The organism is Streptomyces endocoffeicus, assembly GCF_016741935.1.
In the GTDB taxonomy this organism is placed as follows: Bacteria; Actinomycetota; Actinomycetes; order Streptomycetales; family Streptomycetaceae; genus Streptomyces; species Streptomyces endocoffeicus.
On sequence record NZ_JAERRG010000001.1, the window covers coordinates 1,135,699 to 1,156,326 of the forward strand.

Below are 20,628 nucleotides of genomic sequence, written 5' to 3' on the forward strand. Positions count from 1 at the left end.
CCGCCAGGAGCATCGAGGGCTATCACTTAGCCGAAGGCGACGGCGGGGTTGCCTTGGGCGGGGTTGCCTTGGGGGACGCCGCCTTGGGCGAGGCCGATGGTGAGGCGGGCGCCGTGCCACCGCCGGGGTTCGGGCCGTAAGCGTCCAGGAAGCGGTCGCGGAAGGAGCTCATCTTCCACACCGGGGCCTTCGCGCCCGGCATCAGACCGTCGTCCCAGCCCCAGTGGGAGATCCGGTCCAGCACCGCCTTGTCGTGCGCGACGATCGCCACCGGCACGTCCCGGCTGGCGTTGTCGCCACTGACCCGGGCGAGGGGCTGGTGGTCGCCGAGGAAGACCAGCACCGTGTTCTTGTTGCCGTACTTCAGCACATAGTCGATGAGGCTGTTGACCGAGTACTGGATGGACCTTCCGTATTCGGTCTTCACCTTCGTGGAGTCGGTGAACACGTCCGCGGGCTTCTTGCCCGCCTTCTGGATGGCCTTGTAGACCGAGCCGTCGCCGACCTGGCTCCAGGGGATCGTCTTGGGGATGGGCGCCCAGGGCTGGTGGCTGGAGGTCAGGATGATCTCCGACATCAGCGGCTTGTCGCGCTTCTTGCCGTGCTCCAGGCGCTGGAACGCCTTCAGGGCGTACTGGTCGGGCATGGTCGACCAGCTGAACTTCGGGCCCTTGTAGCCGAGGTCGCGGGAGTCGTAGACGTGGTCGAGGCCGTAGAACTTGCCCTCCGGCCAGCCCTTGGTGACACCCGGCATGATGCCGACGGTCCGCCAGGCTCCGGTGCGCTGGAAGGCGCGGGTGATGGACATGTGGTCGCCCGCGGTGACGGTGCGGTAGCGGTTCTGGTTGTCGATCCACAGGCCGGTGAGGAAGGTCGAGTGGCCCAGCCAGCTGCTGCCGCCGTACGTGGCCGAGGTGAGCCAGCCGCTCTTGGCAGCGAACCCGGCCTTGCCCAGCCGCTTGGTGGCGTTCTTCAGCGTCTTGTCCACACCGGGCGCGATCGCCGGGTCCTCGATGGCCGAGCGGCCGTAGCTCTCGATGAAGGTGAACATCATGTCCTTGCCGCGCAACCCGGTCAGCAGCTGGTCGCCGGGGGTGTCGCCGTAGGTGTCCACGGCGGCCACCTTGGCGAACTCCCGCTCGTCCTTGAGGGTCTTGCGCACCCGCTCCGCCCGGTCCTGGACCAGTGCGGTGGTGCTCCTGGACGCGAACGGCGCCCCGGCCACCTGCACCCCGAGCGCCGCGCACATCACCCAGACGGTGCCGAGCACCAGGGTGGTACGGGTGGACACGGCGGTGTTCCGCGCCATGACGTTGCTGACCCGCAGGACGGCGAGCGCCATCAGGACGAGCAGGGCGACGGCGAGCACCACGACCCCGATGACGGCGACGGTGGCGGCCGTCCCGCCGACCGAGTCCTTGAGGTACGACTCGGCGTCGTCCAGCAGTATCCAGTCGAGCACCACGTTGAACCCACGGCCGAGGAACTCGTTGAAGCCGATGTCGAGGAGGTTCAGGATGGTCAGCGCCCCGAGGGCCGCCCCGGCGAGCACCGCCACCACCCGCCGCGCCATCGTCGGCAGCATGAGCAGCAGCGTGGCGCCGAAGATGCCCTCCACCGGGATGCGTATGAAGGCGCGGGGTTCGACGAGGGCGAGTTTGGTCGGCAGGAGGAGGGCGATGAACACGAGGGCGAGGGACAGGCCTGTGACCGTCCACGCCACCGTCCGTGCCACGACGGGGTATTTGACCCGCCATCCCTTGCGGGCGGGGGCCGCGTCGGGGACGGTACCGGCCAGCGGGCCGGTCACGGTGGTCTCCTCCGGGTCCGCCGGGTCCGCCGCCTCCTCCACATCGCCGGATGGCTCCGGGGAGTCCCGCTCCCCGGCGCCGTCCCGCCCCTGAGCGGGGACATCCGGCGTGCGCTCAGGTGGACCCTCCGGTGACGGGCCCTCCGTCAAGCCCTCCTCCGTGGTTCCCTTGTCCGTGGTTCCCTTGTCCGTTTCCGACCGCTGACGAGAGCTCGATTGGCGCGACAACCCGAAGGTCCTTCCCTGCGAAGCCCGGTGGTGGCACGGCGGACCCGGCTCGGGTGGCCGGGCCCGTCGTTATCCGTACGGCGTGCCGGGGGTCCGCGTTCAATCACCTGGCACTTTTCCCGGCGCCTTCCGCCCCTCGCGAGTGCGCCCGCCCCGACGTTACGCTGCATCCCTCACACGGATGTGAAGGTGAGGGGAATCCGCATATGCGCATCGGAGAGCTGTCGGAGCGCACCGGCACACCGCGCCGGCTGCTGCGCTACTACGAGGAGCAGGGGCTGATCCTGCCCGACCGCTGCGCGAACGGCTACCGCTCGTACGACGAGCGGCTCGTCGACCGGGTGCTGCAGATCAGGGGCCTGCTCGACGCCGGGCTCCCCACTCGTGTCATCAAGCGGATCCTGCCGTGTCTGGACAAGCCCCGGCTCATTCACTTCTCCGATGCCACACCGGAGATGATCGCCACGCTGGAGAACGAGCGGGACCGCATGACCCGGCGCATCGACTGCCTGACCCGCAATCGGGACGCGATCTCCGAGTATCTTGACGCCGTGATCGGTAACCACACCAGCAGCTGAGCCACCGGGGGAGCCCGCGATGACCGTCCGCCGTGTCGTACCCAACGTCCGGTCCGAAGCGATGCGGGAGAACCGGGAGTTCTACGGTCTCCTGGGCCTCGAGGAGGTGATGAACCTCGGCTGGGTCATGACCCTCGCCTCCCCCACCAACCCCACGGCCCAGATCGGTGTGATGACCGACGACAGGACCGGGCCGGTGGTCCCCGATCTGAGCATCGAGGTGGACGACGTGGACGCGGCCCACGCGGCGATGCGCGACAGCGGCGCCGAGATCGTCCACCCCCTGCGGGACGAGGAGTGGGGCGTGCGCCGCTTCTTCGTCCGCGACCCCAACGGCCGGGTGATCAATGTGCTGACCCACCGCCGGGAGCCCGGGGACGTGGCCGGATGAGCCACATCCAGATCAACGGATCGCCCGCCACCGCGGACACCCTGCGGCTGCCCGCGCTCACCAGCTACGGCCACTTCACGGCCATGCAGATCAGGGACGCCCGGGTCCGCGGCCTCGGCCTCCATCTCGAGCGGCTGCGCTCGGCGACCCGGGAGTTGTTCGACGGCGACCTCGACGACGCGCGCGTACGGGCGGACATCCGGCACGCCCTGGCGGCCGCCGGGGCCCGGGACGCCTCGCTCCGGGTGTATGTCTACTGGCCCGAGGGCGACGAGCGGTCCACCGTGATGGTCACGGTGCGTCCCCCTGACCGGACGCCCCCTCACTGCTCGGCATCACCATGGCCCTGCTCGCCCCGCGCCTGCCCTCGGCCCGCCGCCGCGTCACCCTCGCCGACCTCTCCTCCTACCGGTCGGCGTTCCTCACCAACTCGCGGGGATTCGCGCCGGTGCGGCGGATCGACGAGGTGGAGTACGCGGTCGACGCGGAGCTGATGCGGCGGGTGGGCGCGGCGTACGACGCGGTGGAGTGGGACGCCATCTGACGCCATCCGAGGATGCCGGGGGGCCGCCGCTAGCGGTCCCCCCGGGCGGCGGTGCGCCGGGCGGTGTCGCGGCGCGGCCGCAAGGGGGCGTCCTCGTCGCTGAAGAGCTCCGGATGCTTGGAGCGGATCTTCTCCACATCGCTGAAGACCAGCCGCAGATGGGAGCGGAGCGACTCGTCGGCGCGGTCCAGATCGCCCGCCTCCAGCAGGTCGACCACCTCCCGGTGCTGGCCGATGAGCAGGGACATCTGCTGGGTCATCGGCAGTGACAGCCTGCGGGCCCGGTCCAGCTGGGCCTTGGCCTGGCTGACGACCGGCCAGGCCGAGGCATGTCCGCTCACCGCCATCAGCTGGGCGTGGAACTCCTCGTCCAGTTGGAAGAAGCCCTCCATGTCGGACTGGCGGTCGGCCTCCTCCTGCGCGGTGAGCAGCACCCGCAGCTCGGCCACGTCCCGCGCGCCGGCCCGGCCGACGGCCTCCCGCAGCGCGGCGCACTCCAGCGCCTCCCGGATGAACTGGGCGGAGGCCACATCGCGCTCCCGGATGCGCGAGACGAACGTGCCCATCTGGGGGTAGATGTCGACCAGCCCCTCGTCGGCGAGCAGGATCAGGGACTCCCGGACGGGGGTGCGGCTCACCCCGAGCTCGGCCGCCAGGTCGTTCTCCGAGACGGCGGAGCCGGGCTCCAGCTCCAGGCCGACGATGCGCGAACGCAGCACCTCATGGACCAGCTGCCGGGTGTTGCGCCCCCGGGAGCGTGCCGCGTGCAGTCCCTCCGCCGATGTCATCCGGCCCCTTCCGAACCCTTGACTCCAGTTGCTGACGTACTTGTATGGTAGCCGACCGACAGCCCGGACTCCACCCCGGGAGCCCGCTCAGTGAGGAGCACGCACATATGGCCACGATCACGGAGGCCAAGGTCATCGTCACCTCGCCGGGTCGCAATTTCGTGACCCTGAAGGTGACCACCTCCGACGGCGTGACCGGTCTCGGTGACGCGACCCTGAACGGCCGCGAGCTCGCGGTCGCCTCCTACCTGGAGGACCACCTCGTACCACTGCTGATCGGGCGCGACCCCGCCCGTATCGAGGACACCTGGCACTACCTCTACAAGGGGGCCTACTGGCGCCGCGGCCCGGTGACCATGACCGCCATCTCGGCCGTGGACACCGCGCTGTGGGACATCAAGGGCAAGGTCGCGGGCCTCCCGGTGTACGAGCTGCTGGGCGGCAAGGCCCGCGAGGGCGCCCTGGTCTACGGCCACGCCAGCGGCGGCGACGTCCCCGAGCTGCTGGACGACGTGGCCCGCTTCCAGGAGATGGGCTACCGCGCGATCCGCGCCCAGGCCGCCGTCCCCGGCTCACCGGGCACCTACGGCATCCGCCACGGCACGGTCGCCACCGTCTACGAGCCCGCCACCGGCGCCCTGCCCGAGGAGCAGCCGTGGTCCACCGAGGCGTATCTGGACTTCGCACCGCGCTATCTGGAGGCGGTCCGCGAGCGGTTCGGCTTCGGCTTCCACCTGCTGCACGACGTCCACCACCGGCTCACCCCCACCGAGGCGGGGCGGCTCGGCCGCAGCCTGGAGGAGGTGCGGCTGTTCTGGATGGAGGACCCCACCCCCGCCGAACTCCAGGAGTCCTTCCGCCAGATCCGCCAGTCCACCACCACCCCGATCGCGGTCGGCGAGGTCTTCAACTCCATCTGGGACTGCCAGCAGCTCATCACCGAGCGGCTCATCGACTACATCCGCGCCTCGGTCGTACACGCCGGCGGCATCACCCATCTGCGGCGGATCTTCCACCTCGCCGAGCTGTACCAGGTGCGCACCGGTTCACACGGCGCCACCGACCTGTCCCCGGTGAGCATGTCGGCGGCCGTCCACCTCGACGTCACCGTGCCCAACTTCGGCATCCAGGAGTACATGGCACACGACCCGCTCACCCACGAGGTGTTCCGGCCGACCTACGAGCTGATCGACGGCGCCCTGCACCCCCACACCACGCCCGGCCTCGGCATCGAGCTCGACGAGGAGGCGGCCGCCCGCTTCCCCTACGACCCGAAGTACCTCCCGGTGAGCCGCCGTACCGACGGATCGGTGCACGACTGGTGACCGCCGACTCCCCCCGGCGCCTGTCGCTGGCCACCCTGGACCGCGTCCCCGCCGAGAGCCGCCCGCCCGTCGACCCGCGGGCGCTGCGCCCCCGGCTCGTGCACCTGGGCATCGGCGCCTTCCACCGCGCCCACCAGGCCCTCTACACCGAAACCGCCGAGGCCGCGCACGGCGGCGGCTGGGGCATCGCCGGTGTCACCCAGCGCAGCCGGTCCGTCGTGGACGCGCTGCGCCCACAGGACGGGCTGTACTCGTTCACCGAGCGGCGCCCCGACGGCCCGGCCACCCGCGTGGCCGGCGCCGTGACCGAGGTGCTGCACGCCACCGACGACGCCGCCCGGCTCGGCGCGCTCCTCGCCTCCCCCGAGGTCACCGTCGTCACCCTCACCGTCACCGAGAAGGGCTACCGGCGCGACGCCGCCACCGGCGGACTCGCCCTGGACGACCCGCTGATCCGGGACGACCTGGCGGGACGGCCCGCGCCCGCGAGCGTGGCCGGACAGCTCGCGGCGGGGCTGCGCGCCCGGCTGCGGGCCGGCGGCGCCCCGGTGTCGCTGGTCTCCTGCGACAACATGGCCGACAACGGCGCCGTACTGCGCCGCCTGGTGCGGGAGTTCATCGCCGCCACCACATGGGACGACCGCGACCGCCTGCTGGACTGGACCACCGGCTCGGTCGCCTTCCCGGCCACCGTCGTCGACCGCATCGTCCCCGCCACCACCGACACCGACCGGCGGACCGCCGCCCGCGCCCTGACCGTGGACGACGCGGGCGCGGTCACCGGCGAACCCTTCACCCAGTGGGTGCTCCAGGACATCTTCGCCGCCGACCGCCCGCGCTGGGAGACGGCCGGGGTGCGCTTCGTCCCCGATGTCAGCCCCTACCAGCTCGCCAAGCTCCGGCTGCTCAACGGCTCCCACTCGCTCATCGCGTATCTCGGGCTCGGACACGGCTGCGAGACCGTCGCCGACGTCCTGGCCACCCCCTGGGGCGAGGAGACCGTACGCGCCTACTGCGCCGAGGCCGCGCAGAGCCTGCCGCCCACCGAGGGACTGGACCTCCCCGCCTATATCGACAGCCTGGTGGACCGCTTCGCCAACCCCGCGATGCACCACCGCATCCAGCAGATCGCCATGGACGGATCCCAGAAGATCCCCGAACGGTGGCTCGCCCCGCTGCGCGAACTGCGCGCCGCCGGACGGGACACCCCGCTCCTGGCCACCGCCCTCGCCGCCTGGGCCCGCCGCACCCGCGACCGCCCCCTGGACGATCCCCGGGCCGAGGAGCTGCGCCGCGCCTGGGACGGCCCGCGCACCGAGGCCCCGCGCCGGCTGCTGCGGCTGCTGGGCGCCGAGGACCTCGCCGACGACACCGCTCTCGTCGCGTCCGTACGGGCGGAGCTGGACCCCGGCGCCCGGCCACCGCGCTGACCCCACGCAGCCCCCTTCAAAGGAGAGCCGCCTTGAAGACCCCCAGAGCCGTCCCCGCCACCGACCAGCCATCCCCATCCCAGGACGAGGCCACGACCGGACCACCGCGCCCCCGCGGGCTGCGCCACAACACCCGCTGGCTGATGGTCTTCCTCTGCTTCCTGGGCATGACCGTCAACTACGTCGACCGCGCCACCATCTCCATCTCCCTGCCCTATATGACCGATGACCTGCACATCGGCCCCGAGTGGCAGGGCGTCATCCTCAGCATGTTCTTCGTGACCTACGCGCTGGGCCAACTGCCCGCCGGGGCGCTCATCGACCGCTACGGCGAGAAGCGCATGTTCGCCATCGGCGGGCTGATCTGGTCGCTGGTCACCGTGGGCACCGGATTCGTCCGGGGCATCGGCAGCCTGCTCTTCGCCCGCCTCGCCCTCGGCGCGGGCGAGGCCCCCGCGTACTCCTCGTGCGCCAAGTCCGTCTCCCGCTGGTTCCCGGTCCGCGAACGGGCCCTGGCCAACAGCGTCTGGGACAACGGCGCCCGCGCCGGCACCGCCGTCGCCGCCCCCGTCGTGACCGCGCTGATCGCCTGGCAGGGCTGGCGGATGGCGTTCTGGGTCACCGGCGCCGTGGCCCTGCTGTGGGTGGCGCTGTGGCTCAAGGCGTACCGCGAGCCCTCGGCCCGCGGCGGGCTCAGCGCCGAGGAACGCGCCTACGTCACGGCGGGCGGCGCCCGGCTCGAGGAGAACCCCGCCGAGGAGACGACGGCGCCGGAGGAGCCCACCGTCCGCTGGCGCGACCTGTTCCGCCACCGCACGGTCTGGGGCATGATGATCGGCTTCTTCTGCCTCAACTACGTCATCTACTTCTTCATCACCTGGTTCCCCAGCTACCTCGTCGACGCCCGCGGCTTCGACCTGCTCAAACTGGGCTTCTACGGCGCCCTGCCCGGCATCGTCGCCATCGGCGGCAGCCTGCTCGGCGGCTGGACCAGCGACACCCTGCTGCGCCGCGGCTGGTCGGTGACCCGGGCCCGCAAGACCTGTCTGGTGTGCGGAATGCTCTTCTCCTCCGTCATCGCCTTCGCCGTCCTCGTCCCCAGCGCCATGTGGGCCCTCACCCTGCTGTCCGTCAGCTACGCCAGCCTGGCCTTCTCCGCCGCCTCGGTGGCCAGCCTGCCCGCCGACGTCGCGCCCACCCCGCGCCATGTCGCCTCGCTCGGCGGCATCCAGAACTTCGCCTCCAACCTCGCCGGGGTGCTCGGCTCGACCACCACCGGCCTGCTGCTGGGCTTCTTCCACCACTCCTTCGTCGCCCCGCTGATGCTGTCCGGCGCGCTGTGCATCGTCGGCGCCCTCACCTACGGCCTGGTCGTCAAGCGCGTCGAACCGCTGCGGCTGACCGCCGCCTGAGCCCACGTCACGTCCTCGCGTACCAGGAGAACCACCCGATGAACGACGCCACCGCCGCGATCCTGCACGGCCCGAAGGATGTACGCATCGAGCGGCACCCGATTCCCGAGCCCGCCCCCGGCGAGGTCCTCGTGGAGATCGGCGCGGTCGGGCTGTGCGGCTCCGACCTGCACTACTACGCCCACGGCGAGAACGGCCCCCATGTGCTCCGCGCCCCCACCGCGCTCGGCCACGAGGCGGCCGGAACGGTCGTGGCGGGCGACGGCCCACTGCCCGCGGGCACCCGGGTCGCGATCGAGCCCGCCATCCCCTGCGGACGCTGCCACGCCTGCCGCGCGGGCCGCTACAACCAGTGCCCCCACGGCCGCTGCTTCGGCTCCCCGCCCACCCACGGCGCCCTCACCGGACACCTGGCCGTGCCCCAGGAGTTCGCCCACCCCCTCCCCGACGACTTCCCCCTCACCTCCGGTGCGCTCATCGAACCCCTCGCGGTGGCCCTGCACGCGGTGCGCCGCGGCCCGGTAGCGGCCGGGGACCGGGTGCTGGTCACCGGCGCCGGGCCAATCGGCCTGCTGGTCCTCCAGGCCGCCCGCGCGGTCGGGGCGGGCGAGACCGTGGTGACCGACATCAACCCCGGCCGACTGGCCCACGCCCACCGCCTGGGAGCCGACCGGACCCTGGACACCTCCCGCGAACCCCTCCCCCAGGAGCCGCTGTTCGACATCGCGCTCGACTGCTCCGGCATCGAGGCCGCCCTGGCCGCCGCCGCCCACGCGGTACGCCCCGGCGGCACCCTGGTCGCCGTCGGCAACCCGCCCCAGCCCCGGACCGCGCTCCCGCTGGCCTGGATGCAGCGCCAGGAGCTCAGCCTGGTCACCGCCTTCCGCTACGCCGGGGAGTTCCCCGCCGCGGTGTCCCTGGCCGTCACCGGACGGGTCGACCTGGAGTCGCTGATCACCGCGCGCTTCCCGCTGGAACGTTCGGCGGACGCGCTCCGGACGGCGCTCACCGACCCGGCGCAGCTGAAGGTCGTCATCGAACCCTGAGCCGCCCGGGACCCTGGGACAGGTTCTGGGCGGCCGTGGCCCCGCAGCACCCCGTCCGTCCCACCCGCCACAATGGGGATCATGTCCCGACGTACCCGACGCCCGCAGCCGGCCCGCCCCACCCCGGCCACCTGCCCCTGCGGGCTGCCCGCGGCCTATGACGACTGCTGCGGCCGACTGCACCGCGGCCAGGCCCCGGCGACCACCGCCGAGCAGCTGATGCGCTCCCGCTACAGCGCCTTCGCCGTCGGGGACGAGGCGTATCTGCTGCGCAGTTGGCACCCCACCACCCGGCCCCCCGGCACGGGCCTCGACCCGGGGCTGACCTGGGTACGCCTGGAGATCCTGGGCACCACCGAGGGCAGCGCGTTCCACACCACGGGCACCGTCGAGTTCCGCGCCCACTACACCCAGGGCGGCCGCACGGGCTCGCTCCACGAGAACAGCCGCTTCGTACGCCACGAGGGCGCCTGGGTCTATCTCGACGGTGTGACCGAAGGCTGACCCCACCCCGCGTCAGCGATCACGGTCCGCACCGACTTGGTCATTTGTTTCCCGTGTCGTCGCCGACGCCTTCTGGTGCCCGGTCAACTCCGGCGCGATGCTGGGGCGCTGTGCGTGTGAACCACGCGTGTCCCCTGGCCCCATGGAGTTGCCGTGCCTCCTGTCGCGTTCGCCAGACCACTGGCGGCCCTGGCCGCGGTGTCCGCCCTCGTACTGGGCACCGCCGGCCAGGCCACCGCCGACAACACCCCCGCCCCGGCACCCGAACCCGCCCCCAGGTCGTCCTCGGAGATGCTGCGCCCGGTCGCTCCCCCGGCCGCCAGCGGCGCGACCGGCACCCGGTCCGTGGCCGACGGGGACGGGGTGCAGACCGCCCGCTCCTCCCGGCCGGTCGCCCCGGGGGTGCGGCTGACCTCGTACGACCGGCTGGAGTCGGACAAATGGCTGCGGGTCGACTCGCTGTCGGTGGACCTGGCCGGCGGCACCAAGGTCGACTATCTCCACCCCGCCAAGGTCGCCGAGCGCCACAGCGTCTCGCAACTGGCCGCCGAGCACGACCCCGGGCCGGGCCGCCGCACGGTCGCGGCCATCAACGGTGACTTCTTCGACATCAACCAGACCGGCGCCCCCGAGGGCAACGGCATCGGCGACGGCCGCCTCGTCAACTCCGCCTCCGCCGCCGGGCCCGCCCGGGCCGTCGGCATCGGCCCGGCCGACGCCGGCCGCGTCCTCCAGCTCTACTTCGACGGCACCCTGACCCTCCCCGACGGCCCCCACCCGCTCGCGGCGCTCAACGCCGCCAACGTCCCGGCCACCGGCATCGGGGCGTACACCGCCCAGTGGGGCGAGGCGGACCGCGCCCAGACCGTGGACGGCGCACGGCGCACCGCCGAGGTCACGGTCGTCGACGGCAAGGTCACCCAGTCGGCCGGCGCGCCCGGCAAGGGCCCGATCCCGGCCGACGCGACCGTGCTGGTCGGCCGGGACGCCGGGGCCGACACCCTGTCCGAACTGGCCGTCGGCGACGCGGTGTCGATGGAGTACCGGCCCCGTACCGACGGCGGCGACCTGCCGCGCACCGCCCTCGGCGGCCGCGAACTGCTGGTGGTGGACGGCAAGGCGGTCGGCCACGAGGGCGAGGGCAACAACGCCACGGCGCCGCGCACCGCGGTCGGCTTCTCCCGCGACGGCCGCACCATGCGGATCCTCACCGTGGACGGACGCCAGGCCGACAGCGGCGGCGTCACCCTCACCGAGCTGGGCCTGATGATGAAGGACGCGGGCGCCTACAGCGCCCTCAACCTCGACGGCGGCGGCTCCTCCACCCTCGTCGCCCGCGAGCCCGGCAGCGACACCACCCGGGTGGAGAACAGCCCGTCCGACGGGACCGAGCGCAACGTACCCAACGGTCTGGCCCTCACCGCCCCCGACGGCAGCGGCCGCCTCAAGGACTTCTGGGTGGACACCGCGATGGACCGCGCGTCCGCGCCCACCGCCGACCCGGTCCGGGGCGGCCACCCCGAGCGGGTCTTCCCCGGGCTCACCCGCCGCCTCACCGCCGCCGGTTACGACGAGACGTACGGCCCCGCCGAGGGCGCGCCGCAGTGGCGGACGGACGATTCCCATATCGGCCGGGTCGATGCCGACGGCACCTTCACCGCCCGCCACGGCGGCGACACCACCGTCACCGCCCGGCGCGGCGCCGCCCATGGCGACCTGGATCTCACCGTCCTGGACCGGCTGGACCGGATCCAGCCGACCGGCCGGCTGGTCGGCCTGGCCGACGCCGAGGCCACGGGCCGGTTCGGCATCGTCGGCCTGGACGCGCACGGCACCAGCGCCCCCGTCGAACCGTCCGATGTACGACTGTCGTACGACCACGCCCTGTTCGACATCGCCCCGGACCCCCGGACCGGCACCTTCACCGTCAAGGCGCGCCACGACCAGGCCGCGGGACAGGTCAAGGTCGCCGTCGGCGGCACGACCACGGTGCTCGCCGTCACCGTCGGGCTGACCGAGCGGCAGGAGGCGTCCTTCGACGACGCCGACCGCTGGACCTTCAGCCAGGCCCGCGCCTCCGGTTCGGCCGAGGCCACACCCGACGGACACACCGGCACCGGGCTCAAGCTGGACTACGACTTCACCCAGTCCACCGCCACCCGCGCCGCCTATGTCACCCCGCCCCAGCAGATCGCGGTGGACGGGCAGCCGCAGTCCTTCGGCCTGTGGATCAAGGGCGATGGCCAGGGGGCATGGCCCACCCTGCACCTCAAGGACGCGGCGGGCTCGGACCAGTTGCTCCGCGGGCCGTATGTGACCTGGACCGGATGGCGACATGTCGACTTCGCCGTACCGGCCGGGGTCGCCTATCCGCTGAAGGTCAACCGCTTCTACCTCGCCGAGACCTCCGCCACCCGCCAGTACACCGGCAGTGTGGTCATCGACGACCTCACCGCACGGGTGCCGCCCTCCGTCGAACTGCCCACGGAGAGCGTGCGCCCCGATCCGCTGATCTCCACCGCCGCCCGGACACGGGGACGCGACTGGCGGTTCGCGGTGATGTCCGACGCGCAGTTCGTGGCCCGCGATCCGAACAGCCCGATCGTCGCCCAGGCCCGCCGCACCCTGCGCGAGATCAAGGCGGCCAAGCCCGACTTCCTGGTGATCAACGGGGACTTGGTGGACGAGGGCTCCCCCGCCGATCTCTCCTTCGCCCGCACCGTGCTGACGGAGGAGCTGGGCGATGAGCTGCCCTGGTATTACGTGCCGGGCAACCACGAGGTGATGGGCGGCTCCATCGACAACTTCACCGGCGAATTCGGGCCCGCCCACCGCACGTTCGACCACCGGGGCACCCGTTTCCTCACCCTGGACACCTCACGTCTGGGGCTGCGCGCCGGTGGCTTCGACCAGATCAAGGAGTTGCGCGCCCAGCTGGACGCGGCCGCCGAGGACCCGGACATCGGCTCGGTCATGGTGATCGAGCATGTGCCGCCGCGTGACCCCACCCCGCAGCAGGGCAGCCAGCTCGGCGACCGCAAGGAGGCGGCGCTGCTGGAGGGCTGGCTGGCCGACTTCCGCCGCACCACCGGCAAGGGCGCGGGCTTCATCGGCAGCCACGTCGGCACCTTCCACGCCTCCCGGGTGGACGGCGTCCCGTACCTGATCAACGGCAACTCGGGCAAGAACCCCGCCACCCCGCCCGGTCAGGGCGGCTTCACCGGCTGGTCGATGGTCGGCGTGGACCACGTCTCGGCGCGGGATCAGGCGGCCGCGCGCCACGCACCGTGGCAGGGCGGCCCGGACTGGGTGTCCGTGCAGACCCGCGCCCATGTGGACGGGCTGACCGTCACCGCCCCGGCCGAACTGCGCACCGGGGAGGACGCCGACGTCACCGCCACCGTCCTCCAGGGCGAGGGGACCGCTGCCCGCCGGGTGCCGGTCGGCTTCCCGCTGAGCGCGGACTGGACCGGCTCGCCCAATCTCCACATCGGCGATCCGGACGACGCCGGGCGCCGCGATGTGGCGGCGTACGACCCGGCGACCGGCAGGCTGACCGCGCTGCGCCCGGGAACGGCCACCCTCGCGGTGAGCGTGAACGGCGCCGTCGCACAGGCGCGGTTCACCGTCACCGCGGCGGCCGCGGCACCCGCGGCCTGAGCGCTCCGCTGGAAGTGTCGCGATGCGCCGTCGGCCGACCGCGGCGCCATCGTGGCCTCCGACCTGCTCAGCGGGGCCGGTGGGGGCGGGGCGGCCTGAGCGCCCCGCCCCACCAGATCCAGTCGCCCCCGCCAGATCCAGTCGCCCCCGCCGGGCTCAGGTGTCCCAGACGCGGCGCACCTGCTCGAAGCGGGTGGGCAGCGGAGGGCGGCGACCGGCGTACCGGGCGTTCGTACGGTGGACGAACCGGCGCCAGGAGAGCACCAGCCCCTGCCGGGTGATGGGCAGCCCGGCGATCACGGTCACGCCGTTGTCGTGGGTGTGGTGCACTGTCAGCAGCAGCGCCTCCGGCACCGACCCCTCCAGCTCGGCGCAGAGCACCTGACGCACCCGCAGCCAGCGGCGCAGCACCAGCACGGTGCCGCGGTCCAGGCCGTGCCGGCGCGGGACACGGTGTTTGCCGTGCTCGATGGTCACCCATCCGGAGTCCAGGTCCAGCGCCGACAGGGTGCAGCGCAGCAGCCCGCCGTACCGCGCGCCGCTGGCCCGTGCCAGGCCCACCACCACGGCGAGCCGTACGGTCTCCGGCTTCGCGCCGTCCTCCATCGCCTCCACCGACAGCTGACGCCAGATCCACTCCGCCTCCGCCGTCGTGACCATTGGCCGCGGATAGCGGTCCTGCGCCGTCTCCTTCACCGTGTCCTTTGCCGTGCCCTTTGCCGTCCGCGCCTGTCTCCGCGTTGCCACCGTTACCCCCTGAAGCCTCCCGACCGAGTGGCACTGAGCCGCACTGAGCCGCACCAGGTCGCTTGGCACACTATTTCTTCCGTCGATACCCTCGTCAAGGGTTGCGCGGCGGTACCGTCGTCCGTGTGCGCCTTCTGCTGATGTCCGACACCCATCTCCCCCGGCGCGCCAAGGCGCTTCCCGGGGAGCTGCTGGAGCGGCTGCCGGACGCCGATGTGGTGATCCACGCGGGCGACTGGGTCGACCTCGCCACCCTCGACCTGCTCGAGGAGCGCTCGCGGCGGCTGATCGGGGTGTACGGCAACAACGACGGGCCCGAGCTGCGGGCGCGGCTGCCCGAGGTGGCCCGGGCCGAGCTGGCGGGAGTGCGGCTGGGCGTGGTGCACGAGACCGGCCAGTCGAAGGGGCGGGAGCGGCGCTGCGCCGAGCGGTTCCCCGACCTTGATGTGCTGGTCTTCGGCCACAGCCACATCCCGTGGGACACCACGGCCGAGGGGCGGCTGCGGCTGCTCAACCCCGGCTCGCCCACGGACCGGCGCCGGCAGCCGTACTGTACGTATCTGACGGCCTCGATCGAGGCCGGGCGGCTGACCGCCGTGGAGCTGCACCGGCTCCCGCCCCACCGCTGACCGATCGCCGCTCTCCGGGCGTATCCCGTGCCCCGGGCGTGATGGCCGCGCCCGCGCCGGTTTCCTTCCGAACTCGCTCGTCTCACTCCTCAGTCCCGGTATCCGACGTGCTCTTTTGGGGTGCCGAGGAGTGAGTGATGACAACGCCGTGGGAGCTCTCGGCCACGGGCGCGGGGGCGGCCTTCCTGGCCCCGGCGACGGCGATGGCGTCGGCCGGTCCGGTGGCAGGGCGGATCCGCACGGCGGAAGCGGTGCTGCTGACGCGGATACGGCCCGGCTGTGGCCCACGAGCCCGGCGTCGACATGCATTTCTGCAGAAATGACTGACTCAACCCTGCTTGTCTACGGGCTGTGGGCGCCGGAGGTGGGCGACGAGGGCGGAAACAGTTCGCCACGGGCCAGGGCCAGGACGGTCCGGGCCGCGATGCCGCCGATGAGGATGGTGACGGCGGCGAGGACGAGGTAGGTGTAGACGAGGTGGCCCGCCGGTTTGCCGTCATCGATCCAGTGCAGCGTGGTGGTGGCGACCACCGCCCAGGAGAAGGTGAAGGCCCACGTGGCGACCGTGAACCGCAGGCGCGCGTAGAGGGGGACCAGCCGGAGCTGGACGATGACCATCAGCAAGAGGTATCCGGCCAGCGCGGCCGCGATGAAGTCCACCCGGCCCTTGCCGAGTGCGAAGTAGGCGACGCTGGCGATGGCGGCGGGGGCCACCTCGATCGTCATCGTCGGCAGGAGCGGCGCGGGCAGTCGAGGGCGGTGGAACAGCCTTCCCGTGATCATCGAACCGAGGATGAACCAGCAGATCATGCCTAAGCCGAACATGACCTCGGCCAGCCGGGTCTGTCCCACCCTCGCGGCGCTGGCGCAGGAAACGAGGCCGCCGGCCACAGTGGGCAGGAAGTAGCCGGGGTGCATCCGGTCCAGTTCCATGTCCCTGCAGACCCACTGTCCGGTGAGCCATCCGCCGAACAACACGGTCAGCACGAGAAAGACGTCCACCAGAACCTTTCCCGCCGTCGGGCTGTACGGCGCCAGTCCCTGGGCCGCCAACAGCATCGGGGTGATCAGCGCCAGGGAGGTGAACGGACTCGCCACGGGGTCTTCCAGATCGGCGCGGAACCTCCCCCCGCCGCCGCACACGTAGCGCAGATACCATCCCACCGATACCAGCCATACGACAGTGGCCAGTCCGATCAGGGCTCTTCCGACGATCACCGGCACATGCCCGGCCTGACCAGCGGCCACCCAGGTACCACCGAGACCGGCCAGGCCGAAGGCCATGCTGAAAATGTTGGGCGGGACGTGCCGTACGGTCATCGCCGGGCTCCTTTCAGATCCGGCTGGTGAGCCACCGCAACCGACTGTGCACCCCGCAGGTCGCCTCCGCGACTTCGCCATGTCATCCGGGGACGCCGGCGGCCACGGAAACCGGCAGCCACGGAAATACGAGACGACGCCCTTACCGCCGCACCTGTCGCACCTGTCGCACCTGTCGCACGGCCACGGCGTACGTGATGCCCCCGTGAGTGACGATCGTGCTCTGCGAGACCTGACAGCCCTCCGTAGGTCAGGTGAACGCGCGGGGCCGGTTCTCCGTATGGCTCTGTGCGCGTCCTGCCCATGGGGACACGCGCCGTCCGCACAGGCCGAAACCGAAACCGGAGGCCCCGTTCCATGAATGACCGGTTCATCCCTCCCATCCAGGCGCTGCCGGATGGCGACGCCGAAGTCCGCCTGGTGCTCCATCTGCCCTGGGACGTGGTCGCCGCCCTGGGCCAGGAGGCCGGCCGGCTGGCGGCCCAGACACAGCGGCCGGTGAGCCTCGACGAGGCGGTCAGCCACCGGCTGCGCCACGGGACGGCCCAGACCATCGGCGTCCACGCCAAACCGGAGCGGGAGCGGAACCAGCCCGCGCCCACCGCACCCCACACCTCACCCCCGCTGGCGGCCCGCTCCCCCGGTGAGCAGGCCCGGCAGGCGATCGAGAAGATCAACGGCTCGGCGCATCCGCACAACGGCGCCGCGAACGGCTCCGCCGAGTCCACGGGCCCGCAGCACACCACGAGCGCGCCGGATCCGGCCCCGCCCGATGCCCGGGGCATCCTGGAGCGCCCGACGCGTGCCACCGGAACGGTGAACGGCACGGCGACGGAGATGCCGAGATAACACCGGGCCCCGGCACGGGGAGACGGCTGGAAAGGCCGCGGATACGAGGGTGCCGTCCCCATCCGGACGGCACCCTCGTATCCGCGGCGCCCTTCACAGACACGTACGAACGAGCCACTCGTCGGAGTTGTACGCGTCTCTCGCCGAATCCGGTACCGTGGTCGGCTTCTCCACGACCATGTCCTCCGCGCGAACGCGCTCCGGCAGCGTGCCGAACCTGGCCCGCCGCCTGGTCTCGGCGGCATCGGAGGGACTGGGCTTCTCGGGCCTGGGCTTCTCGGGTGTCATGTCATCCTCCTCAGAATCGGTGGACGTCTCAGAATCGATCGACGTCGAGGACGGCTTCGGCGAACGCCTCGGGCGCCTCCTGCGGCACGTTGTGGCCGATGCCCTTGAGCGTTCGGTGGTCATAGGGGCCGGTGAACTTGTCCCGGTACGCCGCACCGTCACCGGCCGGGGTGAAGGGGTCCAGCTCGCCGTCGAGGGTGATCGTGGGCACCGCGATGTCGGGCGCGGCCGCCAGGCGTGCCTCGAGCCTGTCGTAGCGGGGGTCGCCCTCGGCCAGGCCCAGCCGCCAGCGGTAGTTGTGCACCACGATGGGGACGTAGTCGGGGTTGTCGAATGCCGCCGCCGTGCGATCGAAGGTGGCATCGTCGAACTTCCACGTCGGGGAGACATTGCGCCATATGAGCTTCGCGAACTCGTGTCGGTACTTCTCGAAGCCCAGCGCACCACGTTCGGTCGCGAAGTAGTACTGGTACCACCATGCCCACTCGGCCGACGGCGGCAGCGGCAGCTTGTTCTTCTCCCGGTTGGTGATCAGGTAACCGGTCACGGAGATCAGGGCCTTGCACCGCTCCGGCCAGAGTGCGGCGATGATGTCGGCGGTCCGGGATCCCCAGTCGAAGCCTCCGAACACGGCCTTCTCGATCTTCAGGGCGTTCAGCAGGGCGATGATGTCGAGGGCGATCACCGATTGCTGCGCGTTGCGGAAGGTCTTGGGCGAGAGGAAGCTCGTGGTGCCGTGGCCGCGCAGGTACGGGACGATGACCCGGTGGCCCCGGGCCGCCAGCAGGGACGCGACCTCCCCGTAGCTGTGGATGTCGTAGGGCCATCCGTGCAGGAGGATGACGGCCGGTCCATGGGCCGGACCGGCTTCGGCGTAGCCGATGGTGAGCTCGCCGGCCTTGACCTGCTTCAGCGCCGGGAAGGACCCGCCGCCGGTGTGCGACGTCGGCGCCGTTGCCGCCGTCGCCGCCGTCGCCGCCCGGTCGGCGCCCGGCCCGGATGACGGCACGGCCACTGCCGACGAGGGGCTGCTCAGGCCGGTCAGTGATGCGGCAGCCGTTCCCGCCGCCCCCACGCCGATGGCCTTGCCGAAGGTACGCCTGTCGATCATCTGTGAACCTGAACCGTTTCTGTCCGTGCCGGCAGAGCGGGCGCTTCACGCCCGGCTGAGTGCCCTACGCCCGACTGAGTGCTCGAGCCCGGCTGAGTGCTCCGAGCAGCCATAGTGGTGCTCCGGCGCCTTCGGGGCCTCGGTGTCCGCCCGCAGGCATCCTGCGGGTTTCCCGCAGCCGCCGCTCCGGAGCTTCTGCGATCGCTCCAGTACCTTTACTCCCGTGCCTGCCGACCGCGCTGAACAGGGAGTGGATGCCGTGTCACGCCTCAGCGTGGTGATCGCCGACGATCATCCTGTGGTCCGTGCGGGGATGCGAGTGCTGTTGTCCCAGGACGATTCCCTGGAGGTCGTCGCCGAGAGCTCCACGGTCCCGGAGACCGTGGAGACCGTGACCAGGCACCAACCGTCCGTACTGGTCCTGGATCTCACCATGGCCGGCCAATCCAGTCTGCCCTCGATCCCTGATCTGCTCGCGGCGTCCCCCGGCACCCGGATTCTGATCCTCACGATGCAGGAGGACCCCGCGTTCGCCCGCGCGGCCCTGCGGATCGGGGCGGCCGGATATCTGCTCAAGGAAGCGGCGGCGGAAGAACTGGTCGGTGCGGCTCGCCAGGTCGCGAAGGGAGCCACCTACCTCCAGCCCGCCATGGGCGCCCGACTGGCCATAGCGGACACCGGCGCTCCCGGCACCGCTGGAGATGCCTCGTTGACAGCGCGCGAGCTGCAGATTCTCTCACTGCTCGCCCTGGGCCACACCAACCAGGAGATCGCGCGACGTCTCTACGTCTCCGTTCGCACGGTCGAGACTCACCGCGCCAGGATTCGGGACAAGCTCAAAACCGAGACCCGGGCGGAACTCATCGCCGCGGCTCGCGAGCGCGGACTGCTGGGATGAACAGCTCGCCGCGGGCCAAGGCCGGCCCGATCACGGAGGCCGCCGGTGCGGCGCTGCTCGTCATCGCCTTCGCGATCGAGGTCCTCCAGCAGCAGCCACGCTGGGTGATGCGGCTCTCCCTCGGCGCGGCTGTTGTCCTCATCATCGCGGCGGCGCTGAACACCGCCGTCCGGCGGGCATGGCTGGCGGCCCTGTGCGGGCTCGCGCTCATCCTCGCCGTGTCACAGCTGGTTCGCATGACCAAAGAGCCGCTTTTCAACGGCTTGAACATCGTGCCTCTCCTGCTGATCGGCTGCGCCGCCATGCTGGGTCGCAGCGCGGTGGCGCGCCGCCGCGGTCTCGCGCGCGAGCGGGCTCAGGCCCGCAGCGACGGCGAAGAACGGGAACGGCGGCGCTGGGCACGCGAGTTGCACGATGAGACGCTTCAAGAACTGGTCGCTGTCCAGATCGTTCTGTCCACCGCCGCCGGCAGTGGCGAGTCCGCCGCCATGAAGGAGGCCATCGACCAGGCGCGCGGCCTGATCGCGAACCAGATCACCTCGTTGCGGCACCTGATCGTGGAAATGCGGCCCTTCGCCCTCGACCAGTTCGGCCTCGCGCCCGCCCTCGGGACGCTGTGCCGACGCACCGGGGAAACCTTCGGGCTGGAGGCGGAACTGCGCGTCGGCGCGGAGTGGAGCGGACTCGGGGACGAACTGTCACCAGAAGCCCAGGCCCACATCTACCGCATCGTGCAGGAATCGGTGAACAACGCCGTCAAGCACGCCCGGGCGAGCCACCTTCTGGTGGAACTCGACAGCGACAATCACGCGATCAGGGTGACGGTCAGGGACAACGGCCGCGGAATGTCCCATCAGGCCTCCACACCGGTCAACCGCTCCGCGCTCCGCACGGTGGTCTCCACGGGCACCGGACTGTCGGCCATGCGCGAGCGCGGCCACCTGCTGAACGGACACCTCACCGTCGATTCCACACCCGGTGAGGGAACCCGGGTCTCCCTACTGATACCCCGCCACGCCAAGCGACGCTCCAGATCCAAGGACTCGTAACACCAGTGACACAGCCGTCGC

At 71.6% G+C, this 20,628-nt stretch carries 18 protein-coding genes and 1 pseudogene; 13 read left to right on the forward strand and 6 right to left on the reverse strand.

The window, feature by feature from the left end; genetic code table 11:
* Positions 1–22: 22 nt before the first annotated feature.
* The gene (locus tag JK364_RS04425) at positions 23–1,960 is read right to left on the reverse strand and encodes a sulfatase-like hydrolase/transferase (RefSeq protein WP_372461912.1); all 1,938 of its coding nucleotides are present in this window, start codon (positions 1,958–1,960) and stop codon (positions 23–25) included.
* 284 nt (positions 1,961–2,244) lie between these two features.
* Here JK364_RS04425 and JK364_RS04430 point away from each other — a divergent pair, with 284 nt between their 5' ends.
* The 3 genes and pseudogenes from JK364_RS04430 to JK364_RS04440 all read left to right on the forward strand — a co-directional run bounded on the left by JK364_RS04430 (position 2,245) and on the right by JK364_RS04440 (position 3,551).
* Entirely contained in the window at positions 2,245–2,616 is a 372-nt protein-coding gene (locus tag JK364_RS04430) for a MerR family transcriptional regulator (RefSeq protein ID WP_201847681.1), read from the forward strand.
* A 19-nt stretch (positions 2,617–2,635) separates the two neighbouring features.
* A complete protein-coding gene (locus tag JK364_RS04435; protein WP_201847683.1) occupies positions 2,636–3,007 on the forward strand; it encodes a VOC family protein in 372 nt (123 codons plus the stop codon).
* Positions 3,004–3,551: pseudogene (locus JK364_RS04440) on the forward strand (aminotransferase class IV). The gene JK364_RS04435 and the pseudogene JK364_RS04440 overlap by 4 nt, the downstream one beginning before the upstream one ends.
* Positions 3,552–3,580: 29 nt before the next feature.
* Here the strand turns inward: JK364_RS04440 and JK364_RS04445 are convergent.
* Positions 3,581–4,339, reverse strand: a complete 759-nt coding sequence (locus JK364_RS04445; RefSeq protein ID WP_201847685.1) for a GntR family transcriptional regulator — start codon at positions 4,337–4,339, stop codon at positions 3,581–3,583.
* 107 nt (positions 4,340–4,446) lie between these two features.
* On the opposite strand from JK364_RS04445, the gene manD reads away from it, so the two are divergent.
* The 6 genes from manD to JK364_RS04475 all read left to right on the forward strand — a co-directional run bounded on the left by manD (position 4,447) and on the right by JK364_RS04475 (position 13,716).
* The gene (manD, locus tag JK364_RS04450; protein WP_201847687.1) at positions 4,447–5,664 is read left to right on the forward strand and encodes a D-mannonate dehydratase ManD; all 1,218 of its coding nucleotides are present in this window, start codon (positions 4,447–4,449) and stop codon (positions 5,662–5,664) included.
* On the forward strand, positions 5,661–7,094 hold the full coding sequence (locus JK364_RS04455) for a mannitol dehydrogenase family protein (RefSeq protein ID WP_201847689.1): 1,434 nt from the start codon (positions 5,661–5,663) through the stop codon (positions 7,092–7,094). Before manD ends, JK364_RS04455 begins: the two co-directional genes overlap by 4 nt.
* 32 nt (positions 7,095–7,126) lie before the next feature.
* Positions 7,127–8,506: an MFS transporter gene (locus JK364_RS04460; protein ID WP_201847691.1), complete on the forward strand. Its 1,380-nt coding sequence runs from the start codon at positions 7,127–7,129 to the stop codon at positions 8,504–8,506.
* Between the two features lie 38 nt (positions 8,507–8,544).
* Entirely contained in the window at positions 8,545–9,552 is a 1,008-nt protein-coding gene (locus JK364_RS04465; protein WP_201847693.1) for an NAD(P)-dependent alcohol dehydrogenase, read from the forward strand.
* A gap of 81 nt (positions 9,553–9,633) precedes the next feature.
* Positions 9,634–10,056, forward strand: a complete 423-nt coding sequence (locus JK364_RS04470; RefSeq protein ID WP_201847695.1) for a YchJ family protein — start codon at positions 9,634–9,636, stop codon at positions 10,054–10,056.
* 153 nt (positions 10,057–10,209) lie between these two features.
* Complete coding sequence (locus JK364_RS04475) at positions 10,210–13,716, forward strand: phosphodiester glycosidase family protein (protein WP_201847697.1); 3,507 nt, start codon at positions 10,210–10,212, stop codon at positions 13,714–13,716.
* 156 nt (positions 13,717–13,872) lie between these two features.
* Here the strand turns inward: JK364_RS04475 and JK364_RS04480 are convergent, their stop codons facing one another.
* Positions 13,873–14,463, reverse strand: coding sequence for a tyrosine-type recombinase/integrase (locus tag JK364_RS04480; RefSeq protein WP_307841149.1), 591 nt, complete (start codon positions 14,461–14,463; stop codon positions 13,873–13,875).
* Positions 14,464–14,588: 125 nt separating this feature from the next.
* Between JK364_RS04480 and JK364_RS04485 the strand changes: the two genes are divergently transcribed.
* Complete coding sequence (locus JK364_RS04485) at positions 14,589–15,092, forward strand: metallophosphoesterase family protein (protein WP_201847699.1); 504 nt, start codon at positions 14,589–14,591, stop codon at positions 15,090–15,092.
* Positions 15,093–15,434: 342 nt separating this feature from the next.
* Here the strand turns inward: JK364_RS04485 and JK364_RS04490 are convergent, their stop codons facing one another.
* Positions 15,435–16,412: an SLAC1 family transporter gene (locus JK364_RS04490; protein ID WP_201847701.1), complete on the reverse strand. Its 978-nt coding sequence runs from the start codon at positions 16,410–16,412 to the stop codon at positions 15,435–15,437.
* A gap of 357 nt (positions 16,413–16,769) precedes the next feature.
* Here JK364_RS04490 and JK364_RS04495 point away from each other — a divergent pair, with 357 nt between their 5' ends.
* Entirely contained in the window at positions 16,770–17,261 is a 492-nt protein-coding gene (locus tag JK364_RS04495) for a hypothetical protein (protein ID WP_201847703.1), read from the forward strand.
* A 93-nt stretch (positions 17,262–17,354) separates the two neighbouring features.
* On the opposite strand, the gene JK364_RS04500 is transcribed toward JK364_RS04495, so the two are convergent.
* Positions 17,355–17,549 carry a hypothetical protein gene (locus tag JK364_RS04500; protein WP_201847705.1) on the reverse strand — a complete coding sequence of 65 codons (195 nt, stop codon included), beginning with the start codon at positions 17,547–17,549 and terminating at the stop codon, positions 17,355–17,357.
* Between the two features lie 28 nt (positions 17,550–17,577).
* The gene (locus JK364_RS04505) at positions 17,578–18,660 is read right to left on the reverse strand and encodes an alpha/beta fold hydrolase (protein WP_201847707.1); all 1,083 of its coding nucleotides are present in this window, start codon (positions 18,658–18,660) and stop codon (positions 17,578–17,580) included.
* A gap of 259 nt (positions 18,661–18,919) precedes the next feature.
* Between JK364_RS04505 and JK364_RS57480 the strand changes: the two genes are divergently transcribed.
* Positions 18,920–19,558: a response regulator gene (locus tag JK364_RS57480; RefSeq protein WP_307841150.1), complete on the forward strand. Its 639-nt coding sequence runs from the start codon at positions 18,920–18,922 to the stop codon at positions 19,556–19,558.
* A complete protein-coding gene (locus JK364_RS04515) occupies positions 19,555–20,607 on the forward strand; it encodes a sensor histidine kinase (RefSeq protein ID WP_201847709.1) in 1,053 nt (350 codons plus the stop codon). The genes JK364_RS57480 and JK364_RS04515 overlap by 4 nt, the downstream gene beginning before the upstream one ends.
* Positions 20,608–20,628: the final 21 nt, after the last annotated feature.